We start from the raw sequence: 22900 nt of genomic DNA on the forward strand, positions 1-22900 counted from the left end.
ATTCGCATCGAGCCACTCAAGGTGGCTTGCTCCAGTTGCAACCTGCGTGAGCTGTGTCTGCCGCTGGGCCTTTCTCAACCCGACCTGGAGCGCCTGGACACCCTGGTGGATGCGCGCCGCAACGTGCCGCGCGGCGCGGCGCTGTTCCGCACCGGCGATGCCTTCCATTCGCTCTACGCGGTGCGCACCGGCTTCTTCAAGACCTGCGTGTCGGCCGAGGACGGCCGCGACCAGGTCACCGGCTTCCAGATGGCCGGCGAGCTGCTGGGGCTGGACGGCATCAGCACCGACCGCCACAACTGCGATGCGGTGGCGCTGGAGGACTCGCAGGTGTGCGTGATCCCGTTCAGCGAGCTGGAGAACCTCTCGCGCGAGTTCACCGACCTGCAGCGGCAGTTCCACAAGATCATGAGCCGCGAGATCGTTCGCGACCACGGCGTGATGCTGCTGCTGGGCAGCATGCGGGCCGAGGAGCGGCTGGCCGCCTTCCTGCTCAACCTCACGCAGCGGCTGCAGTCGCGCGGCTTCTCGGCCTCGGCCCTGGTGCTGCGCATGACGCGCGAGGAGATCGGCAGCTACCTGGGCCTGAAGCTGGAGACGGTCAGCCGCACCTTCTCCAAGTTCCAGGAGGAAGGGCTGCTGGAGGTCAAGCAGCGCCATATCCGCATCGCCGATCAGGAAGGCCTGCGCAAGCTGGTCAACGCGTCGACCTGCTGAGCACCGGCTCGCCCAGCAGCTGGGTGATGGCGCCGGCGGTGGCGATCACCGCCCAGAAGATCAGGAAGGTGACGGTGTAGACCGCGCTGTGGCTCCAGCCGATCGGCTCCTGGCCGAACCAGGTGAGCGAGGCGGGGTCGACCACCGCGAACACCAGCATCTCCAGCACGCCGGCCATCACGAAGGCCGGCCAGCCGATCAGCACGGCGCGCAGCGCGAAGCTCACGGCCGGGCCTCGGGCTCGGCGGGCGTTTGCCGCGGCGCCGGGGCCGGTGCCGGCGTGTCCACCGTGAGCTGCGTGACGGCGCGCGGAATGGCCGAAGGCGCCACCACCGGGTCGGCGCCGCGCACCGCGATCACCGCGGTGGCGATGCCGGCCACCACCACCGCGGCGGGGCCGGCCACCACAAGCCACACGGCGGGCACGCGCCACCAGGGCATCACGGGTTGCACATCGAGCGATTTCATGACGGATCCTCGGGCGCCTGTTTCAGCGCGGAACGACGAAGGTGGACTTCTCGGTGACGTCGGCCGGCAGGCTGCCGGGCTCGGACACCACCTGGAAGCGGAGCGGATGCGCGCCGCTGCCCAGCGACTGCGCGGCCTGCGGCGGCAGCTGCACCTGCAGCACGAACCAGCGGGCCTCGGCGGGCTGCAGCACCAGTGGCGCATGCTCGGCCAGCTGCGCGCCTTCGATGCCGCTGACCGTCAGCCGGTAGCGCTGCACCTCGCTGCTGGCGTTCATCAGCTGCAGCCGGTAGACGTTCTCGATGCGGCCTTCGTCGACGATGCGCGCCAGCGAGGCACGGTCGCGCACCACGTCCACCTTCAGTGGCGAGCGCTGCATCAGGCTGACGATGAACGCGCCGGAGATCAGCAGCAGCACCGCGCCATACACCAGCACCCGCGGCCGCGCGATGCGCCGCAGCAGCTGGCCGGGCGCCTGCACGTCCAGCGCCATCGCGTTCTGGGTGGCATAGCGGATCAGCCCGCGCGGCTGGTGCATCTTGTCCATCACGCCGTTGCAGGCGTCGATGCAGGCGGTGCAGGCGATGCATTCGTACTGCAGGCCGTTGCGGATGTCGATGCCGGTGGGGCATACCTGCACGCACAGGCCGCAGTCGATGCAGTCGCCCACGCCCAGGCTGGCCTTGTCGGCATCGCGACCGCGCTTGCCACGCGGCTCGCCGCGCTTCTCGTCGTAGCTGACGATCAGCGTGTCGTGGTCGAACATCGCGCTCTGGAAGCGGGCATAGGGGCACATGTACTTGCACACCTGCTCGCGCATGAAGCCGGCGTTGCCATAGGTGGCGAAGCCGTAGAACAGCACCCAGAACCACTCCCACGGCCCGAAGCTCAGCGTGAAGGCCTCGGCCCACAGCGTGCGGATGGGCGTGAAGTAGCCGACGAAGGTGAAGCCCGTCCACAGCGCGATGGCCAGCCAGATGGCGTGCTTGCCGCCCTTGCGCCACAGCTTCTCGACGTTCCAGCGGCCGGCATCGAGCTTCATGCGGGCGCCGCGCTCGCCCTCCAGCCGGTGCTCCACCCACAGGAAGATCTCGGTGTAGACCGTCTGCGGGCAGGCATAGCCGCACCACAGCCGGCCGCCCACCGCGGTGAAGAAGAACAGCGCATAGGCGCTGAGGATCAGCAGCCCGGTGAGGTAGATGAAGTCCTGTGGATACAGGATCAGGTCGAAGATGTAGAAGCGCCGCGCCGCCAGGTCGAACAGCACCGCCGGGCGGCCCTCCCAGCGCAGCCAGGGCAGGCCGTAGAACAGGATCTGCGTGAACCACACCATGGCCCAGCGCCATGACGCGAACCAGCCCTTGACCGAACGCGGATAGACCTTCTTCTGGGACTCGTACAGCCACACGACACGCGTGGGCTTGGGCTGGGCGGACATGACGGATCAGGGCGCCTTGGCCACCGTGGCAGGCTGCGAGAGGTTCCACACGTAGGCGGCCAGCACGTTGATCTGCTCCGGGCTCAGCCGCGTGCCATGGGCCGGCATCACGTTGGTCTTGCCGTTGGTGATCATCGCGATGATGGCTGCCTCGCCATAGCCGTGCAGCCAGATGCGGTCGCTGAGGTTGGGCGCACCCAGCGCCGGGTTGCCCTGGCCACGCGGACCGTGGCAGGCCGCGCAGGCGCTGAACTTGTCCTTGCCCAGGTGGGCGGCGATGGCGTCGTGCGGCGCGCCCGACAGGCTCAGCACGTACTGGGCGACATTGCGCACGTCCTGGGAGCTGCCCACCGCCGCGGCCATCGGCGGCATCATGCCCTGGCGGCCCTGGGTGATGGTCTCGACGATCTTCTCGTGCGAGCCGCCCCACAGCCAGTCGCGGTCCGTCAGGTTGGGGAAGCCCTTGCTTCCGCGGGCATCCGCACCGTGGCAGGTGGCGCAGTTGTTGGCGAACAGCCGCTCGCCGATGCCCATGGCCTGCTCGTTGCGCGCCAGTTCCTCCACCGGCTTGCCGGTGAAGGCCGCATACACCGGGGCCGCGGCCTCGCGGGCCTTGGCCTTCTCGGCATCCAGCTGGCCGGCGCTGGACCAGCCCAGCGTACCCTGGTGGCTGCCCAGGCCCGGATAGGTGGTCAGGTAGATGGCGGCGAACAGCACCGTGATGATGAACAGCCACATCCACCAGCGCGGCAGCGGGTTGTTCAGCTCCACCAGGTTGTCGTCCCACACGTGGCCGGTGGTGTTGTCGTCGGCCATCACGCGGCGGCGTGCCGCGATGAACAGCAGGGCCAGGCAGAACACCAGGCTGACGATGGTGGCGCCTGCGACGAAGAGCGCCCAGCCGCTGTTGATGAAGTCGCTCATGAGCTCCTTCCTTCCTTGTGCATGTCGTCGTTGAAGGGCAGCAGCGCGGCTTCGTCCAGCGCGGCGCGGCGGGTGGGCAGCCACACCCACACGGCCAGTGCGATGAACAGCACCAGGCCGCACAGCGTCACGGCGCTGCGGAGAACGTTGATGTCCATGGTGGTGTGCCTTCCGTCTACTTGGCGTGGGTGCCCATGACCTGCAGGTAGGCCACCAGCGCATCCAGCTCGGTCTTGCCCTTGACGGCCTCGGCCGCGCCGGCGATGTCGGCGTCGCTGTAGGGCACGCCCAGCGTGCGCAGCGTGGCCAGGTGCTTGGGCAGCGAGGCGGCGTCCACCGCGGTGCGCTCCAGCCAGGGGTAGGCCGGCATGTTGGATTCGGGCACCAGGTCGCGCGGGTTGATCAGGTGCACCCGATGCCATTCGTCGCTGTACTTGCTGCCCACGCGGGCCAGGTCGGGGCCGGTGCGCTTGCTGCCCCACTGGAAGGGGTGGTCGTAGACGAACTCGCCGGCCTTGGAGGGCTGGCCATAGCGCAGCGTCTCGGCCAGCAGCGGGCGGATCATCTGCGAATGGCAGTTGTAGCAACCCTCGCGGGTGTACACGTCGCGGCCGGCGAGCTGCAGCGCGGTGTAGGGCTTGAGGCCTTCGACCGGCTGCGTGGTGCTGCGCTGGAAGAACAGCGGCACGATCTCGACCAGCCCGCCGACGGCCACCGTCAGCAGGATCAGCACGATCATCAGGAAGTTGCTGGTCTCGATGCGCTGGTGGCCGCGTGCCTGGGTGTCATTGCTCATGTTGTGTTGCTCCTTCAGGCGCGCACGAGTTGCGGCGCATAGGCCACGCTGCGGCGGCCGCCACGCACGGTCATCACCACGTTCCAGGCCATCAGCACCATGCCGCCCAGGTACAGCAGGCCGCCCAGCAGGCGCACCACGTAGAAGGGGAAGGTGGCCTTGACGCTCTCGACGAAGGTGTAGACGAGGGTGCCGTCAGGATTCACCGCGCGCCACATCAGGCCCTGCATCACGCCGGCGATCCACATCGCGGCGATGTAGAGCACGATGCCCAGCGTGGCCGTCCAGAAGTGCAGCTCGATGGCCTTGACGCTGAACATCTCGGTGCGGCCGTACAGCCGCGGGATCAGGTGGTACAGCGAGCCCATGGAGATCAGGCCCACCCAGCCCAGCGCGCCGGAGTGCACGTGGCCGATCGTCCAGTCGGTGTAGTGCGACAGCGCATTGACCGTCTTGATGGACATCATCGGGCCCTCGAAGGTGCTCATGCCGTAGAACGACAGGGCCACGATCAGGAACTTGAGGATGGGGTCGTCGCGCAGCTTGTGCCAGGCACCGCTGAGCGTCATCACGCCGTTGATCATGCCGCCCCAGCTGGGCGCCAGCAGCACCAGCGAGAACACCATGCCCACCGACTGCGCCCAGTCGGGCAGGGCGGTGTAGTGCAGGTGGTGCGGGCCCGCCCACATGTAGGTGAAGATCAGGGCCCAGAAGTGCACGATGGACAGCCGGTAGCTGTACACCGGCCGCTCGGCCTGCTTGGGGATGTAGTAGTACATCATCCCGAGGAAGCCGGCCGTGAGGAAGAAGCCGACCGCGTTATGGCCGTACCACCACTGCACCATGGCGTCCTGCACGCCGGCATAGGCCGAGTAGCTCTTCATCATGCCGGCCGGCAGCGCCGCGCTGTTGACGATGTGCAGCAGCGCCACGGCGATGATGAAGGCGCCAAAGAACCAGTTGGCCACGTAGATGTGACGCACCTTGCGGATGCCGATGGTGCCGAAGAACACGATGGCATAGCTGACCCACACCACGGCGATCAGGATGTCGATCGGCCACTCCAGCTCGGCGTATTCCTTGCCCTGCGTGAAGCCCATGGGCAGCGAGATGGCCGCGGCCAGGATCACCAGCTGCCAGCCCCAGAAGGTGAACTTGGCCAGCCAGGGCAGGAACAGCGGCGTCTGGCAGGTGCGCTGCACCACGTGGTAGCTGGTGGCAAACAGCGCGCAGCCACCGAAGGCGAAGATCACCGCATTGGTGTGCAGCGGGCGCAGGCGGCCGTAGCTGAGCCAGGGGATGCCGAAGTTGAGTTCGGGCCAGGTGAGTTGCGCGGCGATGAACACGCCCACCGCCATGCCCACCACGCCCCACAGGACTGCCGCGAGCGAGAAGCCACGCACGGCGTCGTCGGTGTAGGCCACCGCGTTTGAAGAGACTGGATTGGCAGCCATCGGCCGCCTCCTTTCCGAGCTTGTGAGAGGACAGCCCGGATTGTTGGGACAAGGCCTTCAAGCGGCCTTGATGCGGATCAATCGCCGCCAGTGCCGTGGGAACCGGGTGTGGTTTCCACGCCTTCTTGCAGGATGTCCTCGCCTGCGCGCTGCAGGTCGTCGAACTGGCCGCCGAACAGCGCCCAGGCGAAGGCACCCATGATGGCCAGGACCAGCAGGGCCGACATCGGGATGAGCAGGTACAGGATGTCCATGGTGCGATGCGTGGGAACTTGTCTAGACGAGTCAGCGGGCCAGCCGCAGCGAGTTGCCGATCACCAGCAGCGAGCTGAGCGCCATGCCCAGGCCCGAGGCCCAGGGCGGCATCAGGCCCACCACCGCCAGCGGCACGCAGGCCGCGTTGTACAGGCCAGCCCACAGCATGTTCTGCCGCACCACCCGCATCGTGTGCTGCGCCAGGCGGCGGGCGTCGGCCACATCGGCCAGGCGGTTGGAGACCACCACCGCATCGGCATGGCTGCGGGCCACCAGCGCACCTTCGCCCATCGCAAAGGAGACGTCGGCCTGGGCCAGCACCGGTGCATCGTTCAGGCCATCGCCCAGCATGGCCACGCGCTGGTCCTGCTGCTGCGCCTGGCGCAGCGCGGCCAGCTTGTCTTCGGGCTGCAGGCCGCGCTGCTGCGTGCCGGCCGCGGAGGCTGCCACCTGCAGGCCCAGCCGGGCCGCCATGGCGGCGGCCCGCTCGGGCGAATCACCGGACAGCAGCGTCAGCGTCACGCCGTCGGCCTGCAGCTGGCGCAGCGCCGGCTCCACGCCGGCACGCAGTCGTTCGGCGAAGAGCAGGCGCAGCAGCGGCCGGCCTTCGCAGCCCAGCCACACCTCGGGGTCGGGCGAGGGCGCGGCATCGGCAGCGCCGACGAAGGCGGCCGATCCCAGCCGCCATTCGCGGCCCTCGTCGTCCTGTGCCTGCAGGCCCTGGCCCGGCCGCTCCTGCACCGCCTGCCAGGCGAAGGCCTCCGGTCCGCGGCCCTCCGCGGCCAGGGCGGCCGACAGCGGATGGCTGGACCAGCCCGCCAGCGAGGCGGCCCGTGCCCGCAGCTCGGATGCGCTGCCCCAGGCGGGCGCCCCGGGCTGCAGTTGTGCTTCGCTGCAGCGCAGGCTGCCTTCGGTCAAGGTGCCGGTCTTGTCGAGGAACAGGTGGCGCACCTGGGCCAGCGTCTCCAGCGCATCCAGCCGGCGCAGCAGCACGCCGCGGCGGGCGAGCGTGCCCGCGGCAGCCAGCAGGGCCGAAGGCGCGGCCAGCGACAGCGCGCAGGGGCAGGTGACCACCAGCACCGACACCGCCACCCACACCGCGCGTGAAGGATCGATGAACCACCAGGCCAGCGCCGAACCTGCGGCCAGCAGCATGACCACCGCCAGGAAGGGGCCAGCCCAGCGGTCGGCGCTGCGGGCCAGCGAGGGCCGCTGCGACAGGGCCTGCCGCATCAGCGCGACGATGGCCTCGTGGCGGGTGTCGGCGCCCACACGCTCCACCCGCATCTCCACCGGCGCCTGCAGGTTCAGGCTGCCGGCCACCACCGCATCGCCCGCCTGCTTGGGCACGGGGCGGGATTCACCGCTGAGCAGGGCCTCGTCGGCCTGCGTGCTACCGCGGGTGAGCACGCCGTCGGCCGCGAAGGCCTGGCCGGCCGGCACGCGCAGCACGTCGCCCGCGGCCACGCGCTGGGCGCTCACCGTCTCGGTGCTGCCGTCGGCGCGCACCCGCAGCACGGCGGTGGGCAACTGGCCGATGGAGGCTTCCAGCGACTCGGCCGCGCGGTGGCGCGCCGCCATCTCCAGCCAGCGGCCACCCAGCAGGAAGGCGACGAACATGGTGATGGAGTCGAAGTACACGTCGTGGCCGAAGAGGCCGCCGGGATCGAAGGCGGCGCCGCTGCTGGCCACGAAGCCCACCGCCACGCCGATGGCCACCGGCGCATCCATGCCGATGCGGCCCTGCCGCGCGGCGCGCCAGGCGCCGGTGAAGAAGGGCGCGGCCGAGAACCACAGCACCGGCAGCGTCAGCAGCCAGCTGGCCCAGTCCAGCAGCTGCTTGAGGTCGGGCGCCAGCTCGCCGGCCGCCGCAAAGTACGCCGGCGCGGCCATCATCATGATCTGCATCGAGCAGAAGGCCGCCACGAACAGGCGCCAGGTGGCGCTGCGGCGCTCGGTCAGCCGCTGGGCGCGGGCGCCGGCGGCGGTGTCGGGGGCGGCGCCATAACCGGCACGCTGCACCGCGTCCACCAGGGCCGAGGCGCTGGTGGCGGCCACGTCCCAGCGCACGCTGGCACGCTGGGCGGCGCCATTGACGCTGGCCGAGAGCACGCCGGGCACCTGGCGCAAGGCGTTTTCGATGATGCTGGCGCAGCTGCCGCAGTGCAGGCCGCTCAAGCACAAGGCGCTTTCGGCCACCCGGCGCCCGTCCGCGTCGGCGGAGAACGAGGTGAACGCCCGCAGCTCGAGCGGGTCGTCCAGGGTGGCGAGAAGGGGCGGCGCCGCGAAGCCGGGCGCCGCTGCCGCAGCGGCTTCGGTCATGGCCGGGAATGTAGGCGGCGGGCCGCGGGGGCGGCATGACCTGGATCAAGCCGGGGCGGTCTGGGTGGGACTGGGCCCTGTTCGGCTTCTTGTTCGGGAGATCGGGCTTGTGGATGGGCTCCATCTGCCTGATTGGCGCGGGAGGGCTTATGGATGGTCTCCATGCGCCTGTGCGCCGCGGGCGGGCGGGGCGCTGGCCTCCGGGACTGTCCCCCGGCCCCAGCCTTGGGGCTGGGACCTCCTCCTCTTATGTCCCTGCGCCCAGCACGCCACCCTCCCGCGTGGGGCTCGCTGCCGCCTAGGCTGCACACACCTCGCAGGCGCCTCGGTCTACAGGCGCCCCGCCGTTCAACGGCATTTCAGCGCGAGCAGCCGCCCGGGTCGGGGCCGGCGGGGTGCTTGCCGCAGGGACATCAAGGAGGAGGCTTGGGCCGCAGGCCCAAGCCGGGGGACAGTCCCGGAGGTAAGTACCCCGCTGGCCCAGCGCAACAGAAAGCGATCAGCCCTCGCCGTCCCCAGCCCCCGAAGTCAGCAACGGAATGCTGCCTTCCGAGCCCGCACCCAGCAGCCCGACGCCGGTGTAGATGCCCAGCTTCTGCCGCGTGTCCTGGATGTCCAGGTTGCGCATCGTCAGCTGGCCGATGCGGTCGGCCGGGGTGAAGGCGCCTTCCACCTTTTCCATGCTCAGCCGCTCGGGCTGGTAGGTCAGGTTCTCGCTCACGGTGTCCATGATCGAGTAGTCGTTGCCGCGGCGCAGTTCCAGCGTCACTTCGCCGGTGATGGCGCGGGCCACCCAGCGCTGGGCCGATTCGCGCAGCATCAGGCATTGCGGGTCGAACCAGCGGCCCTGGTACAGCAGGCGGCCCAGCTTGCGGCCGTTCATGCGGTACTGCTCGATGGTGTCCTCGTTGTGGATGCCGGTCACCAGCCGCTCGTACGCGATGTGCAGCAGCGCCATGCCCGGGGCTTCGTAGATGCCGCGGCTCTTGGCTTCGATGATGCGGTTCTCGATCTGGTCGCACATGCCCAGGCCGTGGCGGCCGCCGATGCGGTTGGCTTCCTCGAACAGCGCCACCGCGCTCGGGAAGGTCATGCCGTTCAGCGCCACCGGCACGCCCTGCTCGAAGCGCACCGACACCGTCTCGGCCTTGACCACCACGTCGTCGCGCCAGAAGGCCACGCCCATGATCGGCTTGACGATGTGCATGCCGGCGTTCAGGAACTCCAGGTCCTTGGCCTCGTGCGTGGCGCCCAGCATGTTGCTGTCGGTGGAGTAGGCCTTCTCGACCGACATCTTGTAGTCGAAGCCGTTGGCGATGAGGTATTCGCTCATCTCCTTGCGGCCGCCCAGCTCGTCGATGAAGGTCTGGTCCAGCCAGGGCTTGTAGATGCGCAGCGCCGGGTTGGCCAGCAGGCCGTAGCGGTAGAAGCGCTCGATGTCGTTGCCCTTGTAGGTGCTGCCGTCGCCCCAGATGTTGACGCCGTCGTCGCGCATCGCCACCACCAGCGCGGTGCCGGTCACGGCGCGGCCCAGCGGCGTGGTGTTGAAGTAGGTGGCGCCGCCGGTGGAGATGTGGAAGGCGCCGCACTGGATGGCGGCGATGCCTTCGGCCACCAGCTGCGGGCGGCAGTCGATCAGGCGGGCGATGTCGGCGCCATAGGCCAGCGCCTTGCGCGGGATCTCGTCGTAGTCGCTCTCGTCGGGCTGGCCCAGATTGGCGGTGTAGGCGCAGGGAATGGCGCCCTTGGCGCGCATCCAGTGCACCGCGGCGCTGGTGTCCAGGCCGCCGGAGAAAGCGATGCCGACGCGCTCGCCGGCGGGGAGGTTTTGCAGGATGGTCGCGGCCACGGTGGTCTTTCGGGAGAAGGTGGGCAATGCTTGGAAAACCCGCAAGTCTAGGCGGAGTCTCCCGGGTCGCCGCGGCGACAGCCGTCCCGGCAGGCATCCGGTCTACTGCGCAGGAGCGCAGCCCTACAGTCCACCCCTATGGCCTCCATACCCGTCGACATCATCGAAGAAGGCACCGGCCCCGACACCATCGTGATGGTGCACGGCTGGCCCGACACGCATCACCTGTGGGACCCGCAGGTCGCCGCCTTCAAGGCGCACTACCGTTGCGTGCGCTTCACGCTGCCGGGCTTCGACATCACGCGGCCGATCGACCGCGCCTACAGCCTGGACGAAGTGATCGACACCTTGCGCGCCGTGATCGACCAGGTGAGCCCCGGCCGCCCGGTGATCCTGCTGGTGCACGACTGGGGCTGCTTCTTCGGCTACCAGTACCTGATGCGCCATCCCGACCGCGTCAAGCGCCTCGTCGGCGTGGACATCGGCGATGCCGGCTCGCACCACAACCTGAAGGAGATGGGCGCCAAGGGCAAGCTGGGCGCGGTGGCCTACCAGCTCACGCTGGCCACCGCCTGGAAGCTGCGCGGCAGCGTGGGCGATGCCATCGCGCGGCGCACCGCGAAGCTGTTCCGGGCGCCGGCGCCGCAGGCGCGCATCGGCGCGCAGATGGGCTACCCGTATGCGGTGCAGTGGTTCAAGGAGGCGGGCGGCTTCGGCCGGCCGCGGGCCTTCGTGCCGCCGTGCCCGATGCTGTTCTTCTACGGCCAGCGCAAGCCGTTCATGTTCCACTCCCGCGCCTGGGCGGAAAAGCTGGCTGCGCAGCCGGGCAACCGCGTGGTGGGCCTGCCCACCGGCCACTGGGTCATGGTGGGCCGGCCGGCCGAGTTCAACGCAGCGGTGTTGGACTGGCTGGCCTCCCGCGCGGCGGCGCCTGCCGCGACGGCGGCGGGGCCGTTGCCCGAAGCAGCCGCCCCTCGATCGTGAGGTGCAGCACCGTGGCCACCGCCAGCGGCACCAGGTAGTACATGCCGCGGTAGATCAGCAGCGCGGCCAGCAGCTCGCCGGCCGGCATGCGGTCGGACAACAGTGCCACGAACACCGCCTCCAGCACGCCCAGGCCGGCCGGCACATGGGTCACCACGCCGGCGATGGCGGCGATGAGCAGCACGCCCAGCACGGTGGGGTAGCCGATGCGCTGGTCCAGCAGGGTCCACACCATGGCGCCCATCAGCATCCAGTTGGTGCAGGACATCAGCACCTGCAGCAGCGCCATGCGGCCGGTGGGCAGCGGCAGCTCATGCCCGCGCAGCACCAGCAGCCGGCGCTTGGACAGGAAGCAGGCCGCCAGGTAGCCCAGGCCGGCCAGCACCAGCAGGCCGCCCAGCACCTGCAGCGTGGGCTCGGCGATGCGCCAGTTGGGCGGGATCTCCAGCAGGCCGGAAGCGAAGATGGCGCCGGCCAGCAGCAGGTAACCCAACCAGTTGGTGAGCATGCTCACGCCCAGGATGCGGCCGATGCTCGCGTTGTCCAGCCCCAGCCGCGAATAGAGGCGGAAGCGGAAGCCCACGCCGCCCACCAGCGAGCCCATGTTCAGGTTGAACGCGTAGCTGATGAAGGTGGTGAGCATCACCGTGGCGGTGGGCAGCGTGTGGCCGGTGTAGCGCCGGCCCAGCAGGTCGAAGCTGCTGTACAGCAGGTGGCTGCAGGCGCCCAGCAGCGCGGCCAGCAGCAGGCCTTCCACCGGATGGCTGGCCGCTGCCTGCCACACCTCGCTCCAGTCGATGGTGCGCGCCTGGTGCACGATGAGCCACAGCACCGCGCCGAAGAACAGCAGCGTGACGATGCGCTTGGCCCAGGGCCACCAGGCGCGGGCGGCCAGGCCGGTTGCTTCGGGGGATGCCACGGCTGCGGCCTCCTGCGTCACAGCCGCAGCGGTGCCACCGCGGGCCGGGTGAGCTGGGGCAGCCGCGGCGCCCAACGCGGGAACTTGCGGATGAAGTGGAAGACCAGGTAGCTCCGCACCATCGACCACAGGCTGGGCTGTTCGATCTGCGCCGCGTCCACTTCCTTGCAGGCGTTGTCCATCAGGTGCTTCAGCCGGCCATGCAGCACCTGGTTGAAGTTGCGGTCGCGGATGACGACGTTGGCTTCCAGGTTCAGCGACAGGCTCAGCGGATCCAGGTTGCTGGAACCCACGGTGGACCATTCCTCATCCACCAGCGCCACCTTGCCGTGCAGCGGCCGCTCGCAGTATTCGAAGATGCGCACGCCGGCCTTCAGCAGGTTGGCGTACAGCGTCTCCGCGGCGGCCTTGGCAATGGGCATGTCGGGCTCGCCCTGCAGGATGAGCACCACCTCCACGCCGCGGCGGGCGGCATTGCGCAGCTCGCGGATGAAGCGGTAACCGGGGAAGAAATACGCATTGGCGATGACCACCCGCTGCCGCGCCGAGCGGATGGCCGCGCGGTAGTGGCGCTCGATGTCGGTGGTGTGGTCGCGGTTGTCGCGGGTGATGAACATCGCCATCGCATCGCCCACCGCCTCCAGCGCCTTCTCGGCCTCGGGCTTGGCGCGGCGCAGCCAGCGGCGGCTGGGCTGCACCACGCGCGCGGCCGCGCGGGCAAAGGCATGGATGTGGCCGACGATGGGGCCTTCCACCTCCACCGCATAGTCCTGCTTGGCCTCGGGGCCGTAGTCAGCCAGGTGGTCGGCGGAATAGTTGATGCCGCCGACGAAGGCCCGCGCACCGTCCACCACCACGATCTTGCGGTGCATGCGGCGCAGCATGTTGGGCCGCCAGCCAAGGATGGAGGGCGCCGGGTCGAAGGAGCGCAGCACCACGCCGGCCTCGCGCAGCGGGTCGGTGAAGCTGGGGCCCAGGTCGGGCGAGCCGAAGCCGTCCACCAGCAGGTACACCTGCGCCCCATTGCGCGCGGCGCTCAGCAGCGCCTCGTGCAGGCCGCGGCCCACCTTGTCGTCGAACAGGATGAAGGTCTCGACATACACCTCCTGCCGGGCGGCGGCGATGGCCTCGAACACCCGGGGAAAGAAGGCCTCGCCGTTCTCCAGCAGCGAGAAGCGGTTGCCCGCCACCCAACGCGAGCTCATACCGCGATCTCCGCCGCCAGCGGCGCATGGTCCGACAGGTGGTTCCAGGGTTTCTTGGGCAGCACGATGGGCGCATGCACGCGCGCATTGCGCACGTAGATGCGGTCCAGCTGCAGCATCGGGAAGGCGGCCGGAAAGCTGCGGGCCGAGGCCCCGGTGGCATGCTGGTACACCTCGCGCAGGCCGGCGCGGGCCAGGATGTTGTGGGCGCGCACGCGCCAGTCGTTGAAGTCGCCGGCCACCACCACCGGTGCATCGTCCGGGATGTGCTTGTGCATCATCTGGCACAGCAGCTGCAGCTGCTTGACGCGGTGGCGCTCCTGCAGCCCCAGGTGCACGCAGATGGCATGCAGCGGCCGACCGTCGGGCAGCTTCAGCACGCAGTGCAGCAGACCGCGCTTTTCCGGCCCGGCGATGGAGACGTCCAGGTTCTCGTAGTGCGCGATCGGGTACTTGGACAGCACCGCATTGCCGTGGTGGCCATGCGGATAGACCGCGTTGCGGCCATAGGCGAACTCGGGCCAGATCTCGTCGGCCAGGAATTCGTAGTGCGGCGCATCCGGCCAGCCGGCCCAGCGGGTGGAGTGCCGGGTGTGGGTGCCCAGCACTTCCTGCAGGAACACCACGTCGGCGGACACCTGCCGCACCGCCTCGCGCAGTTCATGCAGGATGAAACGGCGGTTGAAGAAGGTGAAACCCTTGTGCGTGTTGACCGTCAGCACCCGCACGTTCACGGCTTCGGGCGCGGCGGTGGAAGGGGTATCGGTGGGGCGTGCTTCTGCAAGGGCGCTCATCATCCCCAAGTTGTACCCAAGGGCCCCGGCGGCCGATGTAGGAAGACGCCCCGCCTGTGCGTGGCCGTTCTGCCGAAAGGCGCCGGGCGCGCCGCGCCGGCCTTCAGCGGGAGGCGGTACGCACCCAGGCCATGCGCTGGGGGCCGGCGCCGCCGTCGAACAGCGTGTCCAGCGGCCGCGTCTCGGGCAGCACGTACACGACGCTGCGGCTGCGGCCCAGATGCGGCGCGATCACCTCGCGGTAGAAGGCCACCGGCACCACCACGCAGCCCAGCGAGATGCGCCGGTCGCGCAGCCGGGGCGAGGCCAGGCGCTGCTCCCGCGCCTGCCGCGCCGGGCCGGGGCGCAGGCGGTGGATGGCGAAGGCGGCGTCGTAGTCCAGCCAGACGATGTCCTCGCCCTGGGCGTTGCGGCCGGGCTCGGCCTCGAAGCGGCCGGCGGGCGTGGTGCGTTCCTGGGGCGCCACCGCGCCGATCTGGGCCCGCTCGCCCACACCGGGCGTGCTGTCGTCGCCGGGTGCGAGGCCCAGCAGCACGGGCGTGCGCGCGATCTCGCGGCCCTGGCCGTCGAACACGCTGAGCACCGCTTCGCGCTTGTCGACGATGGCGAATGGCATCCCGCGGTGGTCGCCGGCCTGCACGATGCGGCTCCAGGCCTGGGCGGTGTCATGGCTGGCCGACTGCGCGGCGGGGGTGAAGCAGGAGGCCGCCAGTGCGATCAGCACGGCGGCCAGGCAGGGGGTGGCTCGGGGCGCACGGCAACGGGGCGGCAACGGCATCTGGCCTTCCGGTGGGGTACTGCGAAGCGGCGCCACGAAGGCGCCGGCGCGCATGGTACCCAGCCAAAAGCAAGGCCCAAGCCACCAAAAGGCTGCGGTTTACCCGGTGGTTCTGCCCAGTGCGGCGTGGCGGATGCGCACGTCGTAGGAGTGGAAGACGGCCTGCACCGGCCGGGTTTCGGGCAGCACGTACACCACCGCCTGCATGCGGCGGAACAGCGGCTCGATGTGGGCGTCGAAGAAGGCCGCCGGCACGTTGATGCAGCCGTAGGAGATGCGGTTGTCCTCCGGCGTGGGGCTGGCCAGCCGCTCCAGGCGGCGTTCGGCGGCCACCAGCGGCCGTACGCGGTGCATGGAGACGGCGGCGTCATAGTCCACCCAGACGACGTCTTCGCCGGAGGTGTTGCTGCCGCGCTCGCCGATGAAACGGCCGGCCGGCGTGGTGCGTTCCTCGGGCTTGACCAGCGGGATCGGCCGGTCGCCGATGCCCGGCACCGAATCGTCGCCCACGGCCAGCCCCAGCAGCACCGGCGAAGCGCCGCTCAGCCGGCCCTGGGAGTCGAAGACGTAGACACGGGCCTGCTGCTTGTCGACCACCACGAAGGGCTTGCCGCCGTGGTCGTTCGCATCCACCGTCCAGTTGGCCACATGGCGGGCGGAAGGCGACGGCTGCTCGGCGCCGAAATCCGCCAGGCGCGGCGCGGCGACGGGTGCGGGCGCGGCTGACAGGGCGGCGGTGGGACCCGGTGCACCGGCTTGGGGCATCCGGGTGGCCAGGCCCAGCGGCGGCAGGGTGAGCACGCCGATGGCGGCCGCGATCAGCAGGCCTCTGCGCACGCCGAAGGCCCACTCGCTGGCGGGAGGCGGGTTGCGGTCGGGGCGGCTGGACATCATGGGGCGGATGTGGAGGCAGGGAGTACCGGCATTGAGCCGGCCCTCCCTGCAAGCCCGGCGCAGGCGCGCGGGCGGTTTGACGAGCAGCGCGGATGCGCTTAGTTGCGGTCGGCGCGGGCCGGACGCTGGTTCATCGTGCCGCTGGTGCTGCTGTCCATGCTGCTGCCGGTGGCGCCCGAGGTGGAGCCGGTGGCACCGGAGGTGCTGCCGCTGTTCATGCCGCCCGACGTCGTGCCGGTGGCGCCGACGCCGCCGTTCGTCGTCTGGTTGCTGTTGTTCTCTTGCGTGCCGGTGCCGCGCGGGTTGGTGTTGCTGTTCATCGTGCCGGCGTCGGTGCGGGCGCTGGGGGCGGCGGTGGAGCCGCTGGTGCTGCCCTGGCTCATCGTGGAGCCGGTGCTGCCCGAGGTCGTGTTGTTGGGCTGCACGCCGTTCTGGCTGCCGCTGCTCAGCTGGCTGTTGGTGGTGCCCGGCGTGGAGGTGGCGGAACCCTGTGCAACGGCCAGGCCGAAAGAGCCTGCCAGCGCGGTGGCGGCGATGATCGCGGTGATCGACTTCTTGGTGCTCATGTCCGTACTCCTAGTGGTAGAGGTGGAGGCCTGTTCGACTGGCCTGAGTGCACTCTAGGAGGGTTGGCGGGGCGGGTCCGTCGGCCGCCTGCGCCGCATGCTGTAGGACATCGGCCCCGGCCGGCTGGGGTGGCCGGCGAGGGCGGTTTACCGATGGATACGCGACGTATCCGGGGGCGTCAATGGCGGCGCGACAGGCGTGACACCAGCTGCGCCACCTGCGTCTCGGCGGCCACGGCCTGATCGAGTGGCGAACGGCACAGGCCCGAGTGTTCGTAGTGGATGTTCTCGTACAGCTCGGCGGTGGCCGGGTGGGCGCCCAGCACCGCATTCAAGGCCTCGTCGGGCAGGCCGGGCTCGTCCAGCAGGCCTTTCAGCCGCTGCACCAGCTGCTGGTATTGGTCGGGCGATGCGGAGCCCGGGCTGCGCTCCAGCCGTTCCAACAGGCGGGCCAGGGCGATGAGGGTTTCCAGGCGCGCCCGCAGATCGGCCGGGCGGGCGGAAGAAGACGGTTGGGGCAGGGGAGCAGCCATGGAACGGGTTCCTTGCGGTGTGCGTGCGATGAGGAGCAACTGCGGCCGCGTCGGCCCAATTCAAGCCAAGGCTGCGGCCGTCTTCAGTCGGCGCCGCTTTCGGCGGCGATCTGCCGCAGCGCCTGCAGATACACCTCCGGCGGCTGGCCGCCCTGCAGCAGGTGGCGGTGATTGACCACCACCGAGGGCACCGCGCGAATGCCCTGCGCCTGCCAGTAGTGCTCGGCCTCGCGCACCTCGTCGGCGTATTCGCCGCTGGCCAGCACCTCGCGCGCGGCTTCCGGGTCCAGCCCCGCCACGGCGGCCGCCTCGATCAGCACCGCCGGGTCCGACGGGTTCTTGCCATCGGTGAAGTAGGCCTGCAGCAGCGCGCGCTTGAGCGCATGCTGCAGCGAGGCATCGGGCTGCAGCCCGGCCCAGTGCAGCAACCGGTGCGCATCGAAGGTGTTGTAGATGCGGGTGCGCGCACCCATGGTGAAGGTGAAGCCGACCTGCTCGCCGCGGCTGCGGATCGTCTCGCGGTTGGCCGCGTTCTGCGCCGGCGTGGTCCCGTACTTGCGGCTCAGGTGCTCGTCGATGTCCTCGCCTTCGGCCACCATGTCCGGGTTCAGCTCGAAGGGCTGGAAATGCAGCTCCACCGCGATCTCGCCCTCCAGTTCGGCCAGCGCCGTCTCCAGCGCGGTGAGCCCGATGGCGCACCAGGGGCAGGAGACGTCGGAAACGAAATCGATCTTCATGGCGGGTGGTGCGAAGGGCTGTGGAAGGCGGCTATTGCATCACCGATGCGCAAGACCACTATCCTTGCGCGCCATGCGACTCCTGCTGGTGGAAGACGACCGGATGATCGGCAGCACGCTGCGCCAGGCGCTGCGGCTGGAAGGCCATGCGGTCGATTGGGTGTACGACGCCAAGGCCGCGCTGGCCACGCTGGGCAGCGAGGCCTTTGCGCTGGTGCTGCTGGACCTGGGCCTGCCCGAGCCCGAGCGCCTGGGCAGCGGCCTGGACGTGCTGCGCCAGATGCGCGCCCGCGGCGATCTGACGCCGGTGATCGTGCTCACCGCGCGCGATGCGCTAGAGGACCGCGTGGCCGGGCTGGACGCCGGCGCCGACGACTACCTGGTCAAGCCCTTCGAGCTGGACGAGCTGGCCGCCCGCATGCGCGCCGTGCTGCGCCGCCATGCCGGCCGCGCCGCGCCGCTGCTGCAGCATGAAGGCATCACGCTGGACCCGGCGACGCGGCAGGTGACGCGCGACGGCACGCCGGTGCTGCTGTCGGCGCGCGAATTCGCGCTGCTGGAGGCGCTGATGGCACGGCCCGGCGCCATCCTGTCGCGCCAGCAGCTGGAGGACAAGCTCTACGGCTGGGGCGAGGAAGTGGAGAGCAACACCGTCTCGGTCTACATCCACCAGCTGCGGCGCAAGCTGGGCGCCGACGTGATCCGCACCATGCGCGGGCTGGGCTACTACCTCGGCCGGCGTGGCGAGGCCGCGGCCAGCGCCGACGCCGACGCATGAGCTCGCTGCGGCTGCGGTTGCTCGTCTACCTGCTGGGGGCGCTGCTGCTGGCGGTGGCGGTGCTGGGCGGCGCCACCTACCGCAATGCGCTGCGCGAGACCGAGGCGCTCTTCGACTACCAGCTCAAGCAGATGGCGCTGTCGCTGCGCGACCAGGGCGAGATCGCCCCCGGCAGCGCCGACGCGGACCTGGACTTCGTGGTGCAGATCTGGTCGGTGGACGGCCGCGCCATCTATGCGTCCCGTGCGCATGCGGCGCTGCCCACCCGCGCGGTGCTGGGATTTGCCGACGTGCAGGCCGGCGGCCAGACCTGGCGCACCTACAGCGTGGCCACCTTCAGCCGGGTGATCCAGGTGGCCCAGCCGCGGCAAATCCGCGAGCGCCTTGCTGCCGATGCCGCCTGGCGGGCGGTGCTGCCGCTGCTGCTGGTGGCGCCACTGCTGGGCATCGGCGTGTGGTGGGGCGTGCAGCGCTCGCTGGCGCCGCTGCAGCGTGTTTCGCGCGAGGTGAAGCTGCGCGACGCCGAATCACTGGCACCACTGCCCGACGACGGCCTGCCCGACGAGGTGGCGCCGCTGGTGGGCAGCCTCAACGCGCTGCTGCAGCGGCTGGGCGCGGCCTTCGACACCCAGCGGGCCTTCGTGGCCGACGCGGCGCATGAGCTGCGCTCGCCGCTCACCGCGCTCAAGCTGCAGGTGCAGCTGCTGGGCCGGGTGCAGGACGAAGCCGCCCGCGCCGAGGCCATCGCCGCGCTCGGCGCCGGCGTGGACCGTGCCACGCGGCTGGTGGAACAGCTACTCACCCTGGCCCGCAACGAGCCCGGCAGCCGCCAGCCGGCCTTGCAGCCGGTGGACCTGGGCGCCGTGGTGCAGCAAGCCCTGGCCGACAGCGCCACGCTGGCCCTGGCCCGCGGCAGCACCCTCTCGCTGGAGGCCGCGCCCGGCCTGGTGGTGCAGGGGGATGCCGCCGGCCTGACGGCCCTGGCCCGCAACCTGGCCGACAACGCGCTGCGCCACAGCCCGCCGGGCGCCCGGGTGCAGGTGGCCGTGCAGCGCGAGGGCGATGCCGCGGTGCTGACGGTGGATGACGACGGCCCCGGCATGTCCGAGGCCGACCGCGCCCAGGCCTTCGACCGCTTCTGGCGCCGCGAAGCCGCCCACGACGGCCCCGAGGCCGCCGGCGGCAGCGGCCTGGGCCTGGCCATCGTCAAGGGCGTGGCCGACCGGCATGGGGCCGCACTGTCGCTGGGTGCCTCGCCCCTCGGCGGGCTGCGTGTGCGTTGTGCATTGCCGCTGGCATCGTGACCCGCACGCCTTTGTCGGGCCGCCTGTGCTTGGCGCGCCCTGCAATCACGCCAGGCCCTTAATCTTCACTTCACCGACGGCTAATCTTCGGCTCACCCCCGCCATCCATCATTGCCTGCAAGCGGAATGAACCGCATCTGGAGAGCATGCAATGACCCGAATCAAACCCCTCGTCGGTGCCCTGGCCGCAGCCGGAGTGCTGGCCGGCGCCAGTGCCGGCGCCTTCGGCTTCAAGCTGCCCTGGAACAAGGACGACGCTGCCGCGCAGCAGCCGCCGGCCGTCGTCACCGCGCAGGCCACGCCGGCCGCCGCCGCCGTGGCGCCGGCCGCGCCGGTGGCCCCCACCAGCGCGCCCAACTTCCGCGCCATCGTGCAGCAGGCCGGGCCGGCCGTCGTGGGCGTCACCGTGGAGGGCACGCGCAAGACCAGCGCGGAGGAAGACCCGATGGCGCAGTTCTTCCGCGGCTTCCCCGGCTTTCAGCAGCGCGGCGGCCCGCGCGGCGGCGAGGTGCCGTTCCGCGGCGCGGGCTCGGGCTTCATCGTCAGCAGCGACGGCCTGGTGCTCACCAATGCGCACGTGGTGGAGGGCGCCAAGGAAGTGACCGTCAAGCTGCAGGACCGCCGCGAGTACCGCGCCAAGGTGCTGGGCAGCGACAAGGCCACCGACGTGGCGGTGCTGCGCCTGGAAGCTAAGGGCCTGCCCACCGTGCGCCTGGGCGACCCCAAGCAGCTGCAGGTGGGCGACCCGGTGCTGGCCATCGGCTCGCCCTACGGCTTCGAGCAGACGGCCACGCAGGGCATCGTCAGCGCCAAGGGCCGCTCGCTGCCGGGGGATGCCTTCGTGCCCTTCATCCAGACCGATGCCGCGGTGAACCCCGGCAACTCCGGCGGCCCGCTGTTCGATGGCGCCGGCAACGTGGTGGGCATCAATGCGCAGATCTATTCGCAGACCGGCGGCTACCAGGGCCTGGCCTTCGCCATCCCGATCGACGTGGCCTTGAAGGTCAAGGACCAGATCGTGGCCACCGGCAGCGCACAGCATGCGCGGCTGGGCGTGGTGATCCAGGACCTGTCGGCGCCGCTGGCCGAGTCCTTCGGCCTGCCGCGGCCCGATGGCGCACTCGTCGCCCAGGTGGCGCCGGGCAGCCCGGCCGCCGCTGCGGGGCTGAAGGCCGGCGACGTCATCACGCAGGTCAACGGCGAGGCCATCGAGCGCTCGGGCACGCTGTCCAGCCGCATCGGCCTGTCGTCGCCGGGGGACAAGGTCAAGCTGCAGGTGTGGCGCGACAAGGCTGCGCGTGAGGTGGAAGTGAAGCTGGCCCGCGCCGAGGACCCGGAGCGCCAGGTTGCCAACGCCCAGGGCGAGGTGGAGCCCGGCAAGCTGGGCCTGGCCCTGCGCCCGCTGAGCCCGCAGGAGCGGCAGCAGAGCGGCCTGCAGGAAGGCCTGGTGGTGGAGCAGGCCGCAGGTCCCGCGGCGCGGGCGGGCGTGTCCAGCGGTGACGTGCTGCTGGCCATCAACGGCCAGCCGGTGCAGTCGGTCGAGCAACTGCAGGGCGTGCTGAAGAACAAGCCCCGCAGCGTGGCGCTGCTGATCGAGCGCCAGGGCGAGCGCATCTTCGTGCCGGTGCAGCTGGGCTGAGGACGCGCGCGGCCGGTGGGGCCTGAGGCCCTCCCGGCCGGTGCTCAGGCCGCGGCCTGGGCGCCGGCCATGCGCTTCATCAGCCGCCCCGGCGTGGCCGGCCATCCCACGCGGCCGAACCAGGCACCGCCGGCGGTGGTCACGGCATTGATCAGGCCGTACACCACCAGCGCCACGCCCTGCGCCAGGAACACGCCGGCCAGCCCCTGGCCCCAACGCAGCGCCAGCCAGCCACCGGCGCCGGCCACCGCCAGCCGCGCCAGGTTGCCCGCCACCGGCCAGCCCAGCCGCCCCGCGCCCTGCGAGGCGAAGTACAGCACCAGCCCCAGCCCGAAGAAGCCGTACAGCGGACCCACGGTGCGCAGGTACAGCGCGCCGGCTTCCAGCATCGCGGGGTCGGTGTCGAACAGGCGCAGCCAGGCATGCGGCCACACCGCGGCGGCGATGCCGATGGTCTCGGTGATCAGCACCGCCAGGCCTGCGCCCACCCAGGTGGCGCGAAGCGCCCGTTCGCGCTGGCCGGCGCCGATGCAGGTGCCCACCATGGCCACCAGTGGCCCGCCCAGACCGAACACCAGCGGCACCAGCAGATATTCCAGCCGGGACGCGGTGCCGTAGCCGGCGATCGCCGCCGCACCGAAGCCGCCCACCAGCGCGGTGGCGATGCCGATGGCCAGGTTGGTGGCGATGGTGGAGATCGCGCCCGCGATGCCCACGCCCAGGATGGCGCGGAACAGCGGCCAGCGCAGCGGCACGCCGCGCCACACTGGCCGCAGCAGGCTGCGCGGCGAGCGCAGGTAGGCCAGCAGCGCCACGCTGCCCAGCGCGTAGTACAGCAGCAGCGCGATGGCGCCACCCGCGATGCCCAGCGCCGGCAGCGGGCCCCAGCCGAAGATCAGCGCGGGCGACAGCGGCACCAGCAGCAGCGCACCCACCGAGGTCACGGTGGCCGGCACCGCCATGTTGCCGGTGCCGCGGATCACCGCCGCCAGCGCATTGAACAGCCACACCAGCACCGCCCCGGCGAATACGCAGTTCGAGTACAGCAGCGCCGCCTCCAGCGAAGCGCCGCGGCCGCCCATCTGCGCGTACAGCGCCCGGCCGCCCAGCAGGGCCGCAGCCATGAACACCAGCCCGAAGGCCAGCGCGATCAGCACCGCATGCAGCACCAGCGCATTGGCGTCCTCGCGCCGCCGCGCGCCCAGGGCGCGGGCGATGGCCGAGGCGATGCCGCCGCCCATCGCGCCCGAGGACATCATCTGCATCAGCATCACCACCGGGAACACCAGCGCCACGCCGGCCAGCGCATCGGTGCCCAACTGGCCGATGAAGTAGGTCTCGATCAGGCCCACCGCCGCCTGCGCGAACATCACCAGCACGTTGGGCGCGCCAAGACGCAGCAGCGTGGGCGCGATGGGGCCCTCCAGCAACAGCCGCGTCCGCGGGTCCAGCGCGGGGCGGGCGGGCGATGCATCGGAAGGCGTGGCGGCAGTGGCTGTTTTCATATGACGACCATCATTCGATGGCGCAGCCTAGCACGCGCGGC

The 22900-nt window shown here is 70.6% G+C and carries 24 protein-coding genes; 5 read left to right on the forward strand and 19 right to left on the reverse strand.

Annotation, left to right across the window (positions count from 1 at the left end; genetic code table 11):
* The gene (fnr, locus tag VO99_RS13860; protein ID WP_375136395.1) at positions 1–717 is read left to right on the forward strand and encodes a fumarate/nitrate reduction transcriptional regulator Fnr; all 717 of its coding nucleotides are present in this window, start codon (positions 1–3) and stop codon (positions 715–717) included.
* Here fnr and VO99_RS13865 read toward each other — a convergent pair.
* From VO99_RS13865 to argG, 10 genes are all read right to left on the reverse strand, one after another.
* Positions 698–943, reverse strand: coding sequence for a hypothetical protein (locus tag VO99_RS13865; protein ID WP_232315363.1), 246 nt, complete (start codon positions 941–943; stop codon positions 698–700). The two genes, fnr and VO99_RS13865, sit on opposite strands and share 20 nt — an antisense overlap.
* Positions 940–1185 carry a hypothetical protein gene (locus VO99_RS13870; RefSeq protein ID WP_046113465.1) on the reverse strand — a complete coding sequence of 82 codons (246 nt, stop codon included), beginning with the start codon at positions 1183–1185 and terminating at the stop codon, positions 940–942. The genes VO99_RS13865 and VO99_RS13870 overlap by 4 nt, the downstream gene beginning before the upstream one ends.
* 22 nt (positions 1186–1207) lie before the next feature.
* Positions 1208–2623, reverse strand: coding sequence for a cytochrome c oxidase accessory protein CcoG (gene ccoG / locus VO99_RS30260; RefSeq protein WP_046113466.1), 1416 nt, complete (start codon positions 2621–2623; stop codon positions 1208–1210).
* A 6-nt stretch (positions 2624–2629) separates the two neighbouring features.
* Positions 2630–3547: a cytochrome-c oxidase, cbb3-type subunit III gene (gene ccoP, locus VO99_RS30265; RefSeq protein ID WP_046113467.1), complete on the reverse strand. Its 918-nt coding sequence runs from the start codon at positions 3545–3547 to the stop codon at positions 2630–2632.
* On the reverse strand, positions 3544–3705 hold the full coding sequence (locus VO99_RS30270) for a cbb3-type cytochrome oxidase subunit 3 (RefSeq protein ID WP_157039564.1): 162 nt from the start codon (positions 3703–3705) through the stop codon (positions 3544–3546). The genes ccoP and VO99_RS30270 overlap by 4 nt, the downstream gene beginning before the upstream one ends.
* A gap of 17 nt (positions 3706–3722) precedes the next feature.
* Positions 3723–4343 carry a cytochrome-c oxidase, cbb3-type subunit II gene (gene ccoO / locus VO99_RS13885; RefSeq protein ID WP_046113468.1) on the reverse strand — a complete coding sequence of 207 codons (621 nt, stop codon included), beginning with the start codon at positions 4341–4343 and terminating at the stop codon, positions 3723–3725.
* 14 nt (positions 4344–4357) lie between these two features.
* Entirely contained in the window at positions 4358–5797 is a 1440-nt protein-coding gene (gene ccoN, locus VO99_RS13890; protein ID WP_046113469.1) for a cytochrome-c oxidase, cbb3-type subunit I, read from the reverse strand.
* A 77-nt stretch (positions 5798–5874) separates the two neighbouring features.
* On the reverse strand, positions 5875–6051 hold the full coding sequence (ccoS, locus tag VO99_RS29535; RefSeq protein ID WP_083440592.1) for a cbb3-type cytochrome oxidase assembly protein CcoS: 177 nt from the start codon (positions 6049–6051) through the stop codon (positions 5875–5877).
* Between the two features lie 31 nt (positions 6052–6082).
* Complete coding sequence (locus tag VO99_RS13895) at positions 6083–8374, reverse strand: heavy metal translocating P-type ATPase (protein WP_046113470.1); 2292 nt, start codon at positions 8372–8374, stop codon at positions 6083–6085.
* A 499-nt stretch (positions 8375–8873) separates the two neighbouring features.
* Entirely contained in the window at positions 8874–10223 is a 1350-nt protein-coding gene (gene argG / locus VO99_RS13900; protein ID WP_046113613.1) for an argininosuccinate synthase, read from the reverse strand.
* A gap of 138 nt (positions 10224–10361) precedes the next feature.
* Here argG and VO99_RS13905 point away from each other — a divergent pair, with 138 nt between their 5' ends.
* Positions 10362–11207 carry an alpha/beta fold hydrolase gene (locus tag VO99_RS13905; protein WP_046113471.1) on the forward strand — a complete coding sequence of 282 codons (846 nt, stop codon included), beginning with the start codon at positions 10362–10364 and terminating at the stop codon, positions 11205–11207.
* Here VO99_RS13905 and VO99_RS13910 read toward each other — a convergent pair.
* The 8 genes from VO99_RS13910 to VO99_RS13945 all read right to left on the reverse strand — a co-directional run bounded on the left by VO99_RS13910 (position 11110) and on the right by VO99_RS13945 (position 17633).
* Positions 11110–12126: a lysylphosphatidylglycerol synthase domain-containing protein gene (locus VO99_RS13910; protein WP_046113614.1), complete on the reverse strand. Its 1017-nt coding sequence runs from the start codon at positions 12124–12126 to the stop codon at positions 11110–11112. The two genes, VO99_RS13905 and VO99_RS13910, sit on opposite strands and share 98 nt — an antisense overlap.
* A 17-nt stretch (positions 12127–12143) precedes the next feature.
* A complete protein-coding gene (gene clsB / locus VO99_RS13915; RefSeq protein ID WP_046113472.1) occupies positions 12144–13331 on the reverse strand; it encodes a cardiolipin synthase ClsB in 1188 nt (395 codons plus the stop codon).
* A complete protein-coding gene (locus tag VO99_RS13920; RefSeq protein ID WP_046113615.1) occupies positions 13328–14125 on the reverse strand; it encodes an endonuclease/exonuclease/phosphatase family protein in 798 nt (265 codons plus the stop codon). The genes clsB and VO99_RS13920 overlap by 4 nt, the downstream gene beginning before the upstream one ends.
* A gap of 103 nt (positions 14126–14228) precedes the next feature.
* Positions 14229–14849 (reverse strand): L,D-transpeptidase, encoded by a 621-nt coding sequence (locus VO99_RS13925; protein WP_198156944.1) that lies wholly within the window; start codon positions 14847–14849, stop codon positions 14229–14231.
* A 153-nt stretch (positions 14850–15002) separates the two neighbouring features.
* Positions 15003–15797, reverse strand: coding sequence for a hypothetical protein (locus VO99_RS13930; protein ID WP_232315364.1), 795 nt, complete (start codon positions 15795–15797; stop codon positions 15003–15005).
* A gap of 98 nt (positions 15798–15895) precedes the next feature.
* The gene (locus VO99_RS28835; RefSeq protein WP_052736326.1) at positions 15896–16363 is read right to left on the reverse strand and encodes a hypothetical protein; all 468 of its coding nucleotides are present in this window, start codon (positions 16361–16363) and stop codon (positions 15896–15898) included.
* Positions 16364–16542: 179 nt separating this feature from the next.
* Positions 16543–16896, reverse strand: coding sequence for a hypothetical protein (locus VO99_RS13940; protein ID WP_046113473.1), 354 nt, complete (start codon positions 16894–16896; stop codon positions 16543–16545).
* An 83-nt stretch (positions 16897–16979) separates the two neighbouring features.
* Entirely contained in the window at positions 16980–17633 is a 654-nt protein-coding gene (locus tag VO99_RS13945) for a DsbA family oxidoreductase (RefSeq protein WP_046113474.1), read from the reverse strand.
* Positions 17634–17706: 73 nt separating this feature from the next.
* Here VO99_RS13945 and VO99_RS13950 point away from each other — a divergent pair, with 73 nt between their 5' ends.
* From VO99_RS13950 to VO99_RS13960, 3 genes are all read left to right on the forward strand, one after another.
* A complete protein-coding gene (locus VO99_RS13950; RefSeq protein ID WP_046113475.1) occupies positions 17707–18411 on the forward strand; it encodes a response regulator in 705 nt (234 codons plus the stop codon).
* Complete coding sequence (locus VO99_RS13955) at positions 18408–19715, forward strand: ATP-binding protein (protein ID WP_046113476.1); 1308 nt, start codon at positions 18408–18410, stop codon at positions 19713–19715. The genes VO99_RS13950 and VO99_RS13955 overlap by 4 nt, the downstream gene beginning before the upstream one ends.
* Positions 19716–19866: 151 nt before the next feature.
* Positions 19867–21354, forward strand: coding sequence for a Do family serine endopeptidase (locus tag VO99_RS13960; RefSeq protein ID WP_046113477.1), 1488 nt, complete (start codon positions 19867–19869; stop codon positions 21352–21354).
* A gap of 44 nt (positions 21355–21398) precedes the next feature.
* Here VO99_RS13960 and VO99_RS13965 read toward each other — a convergent pair whose 3' ends face one another.
* Positions 21399–22859 carry an MATE family efflux transporter gene (locus VO99_RS13965; RefSeq protein ID WP_046113478.1) on the reverse strand — a complete coding sequence of 487 codons (1461 nt, stop codon included), beginning with the start codon at positions 22857–22859 and terminating at the stop codon, positions 21399–21401.
* Positions 22860–22900 lie beyond the last annotated feature (41 nt).

Origin of the sequence: Aquincola tertiaricarbonis (genome assembly GCF_000969605.1) — a bacterium.
Lineage (GTDB): Bacteria > Pseudomonadota > Gammaproteobacteria > Burkholderiales > Burkholderiaceae_C > Aquincola > Aquincola tertiaricarbonis.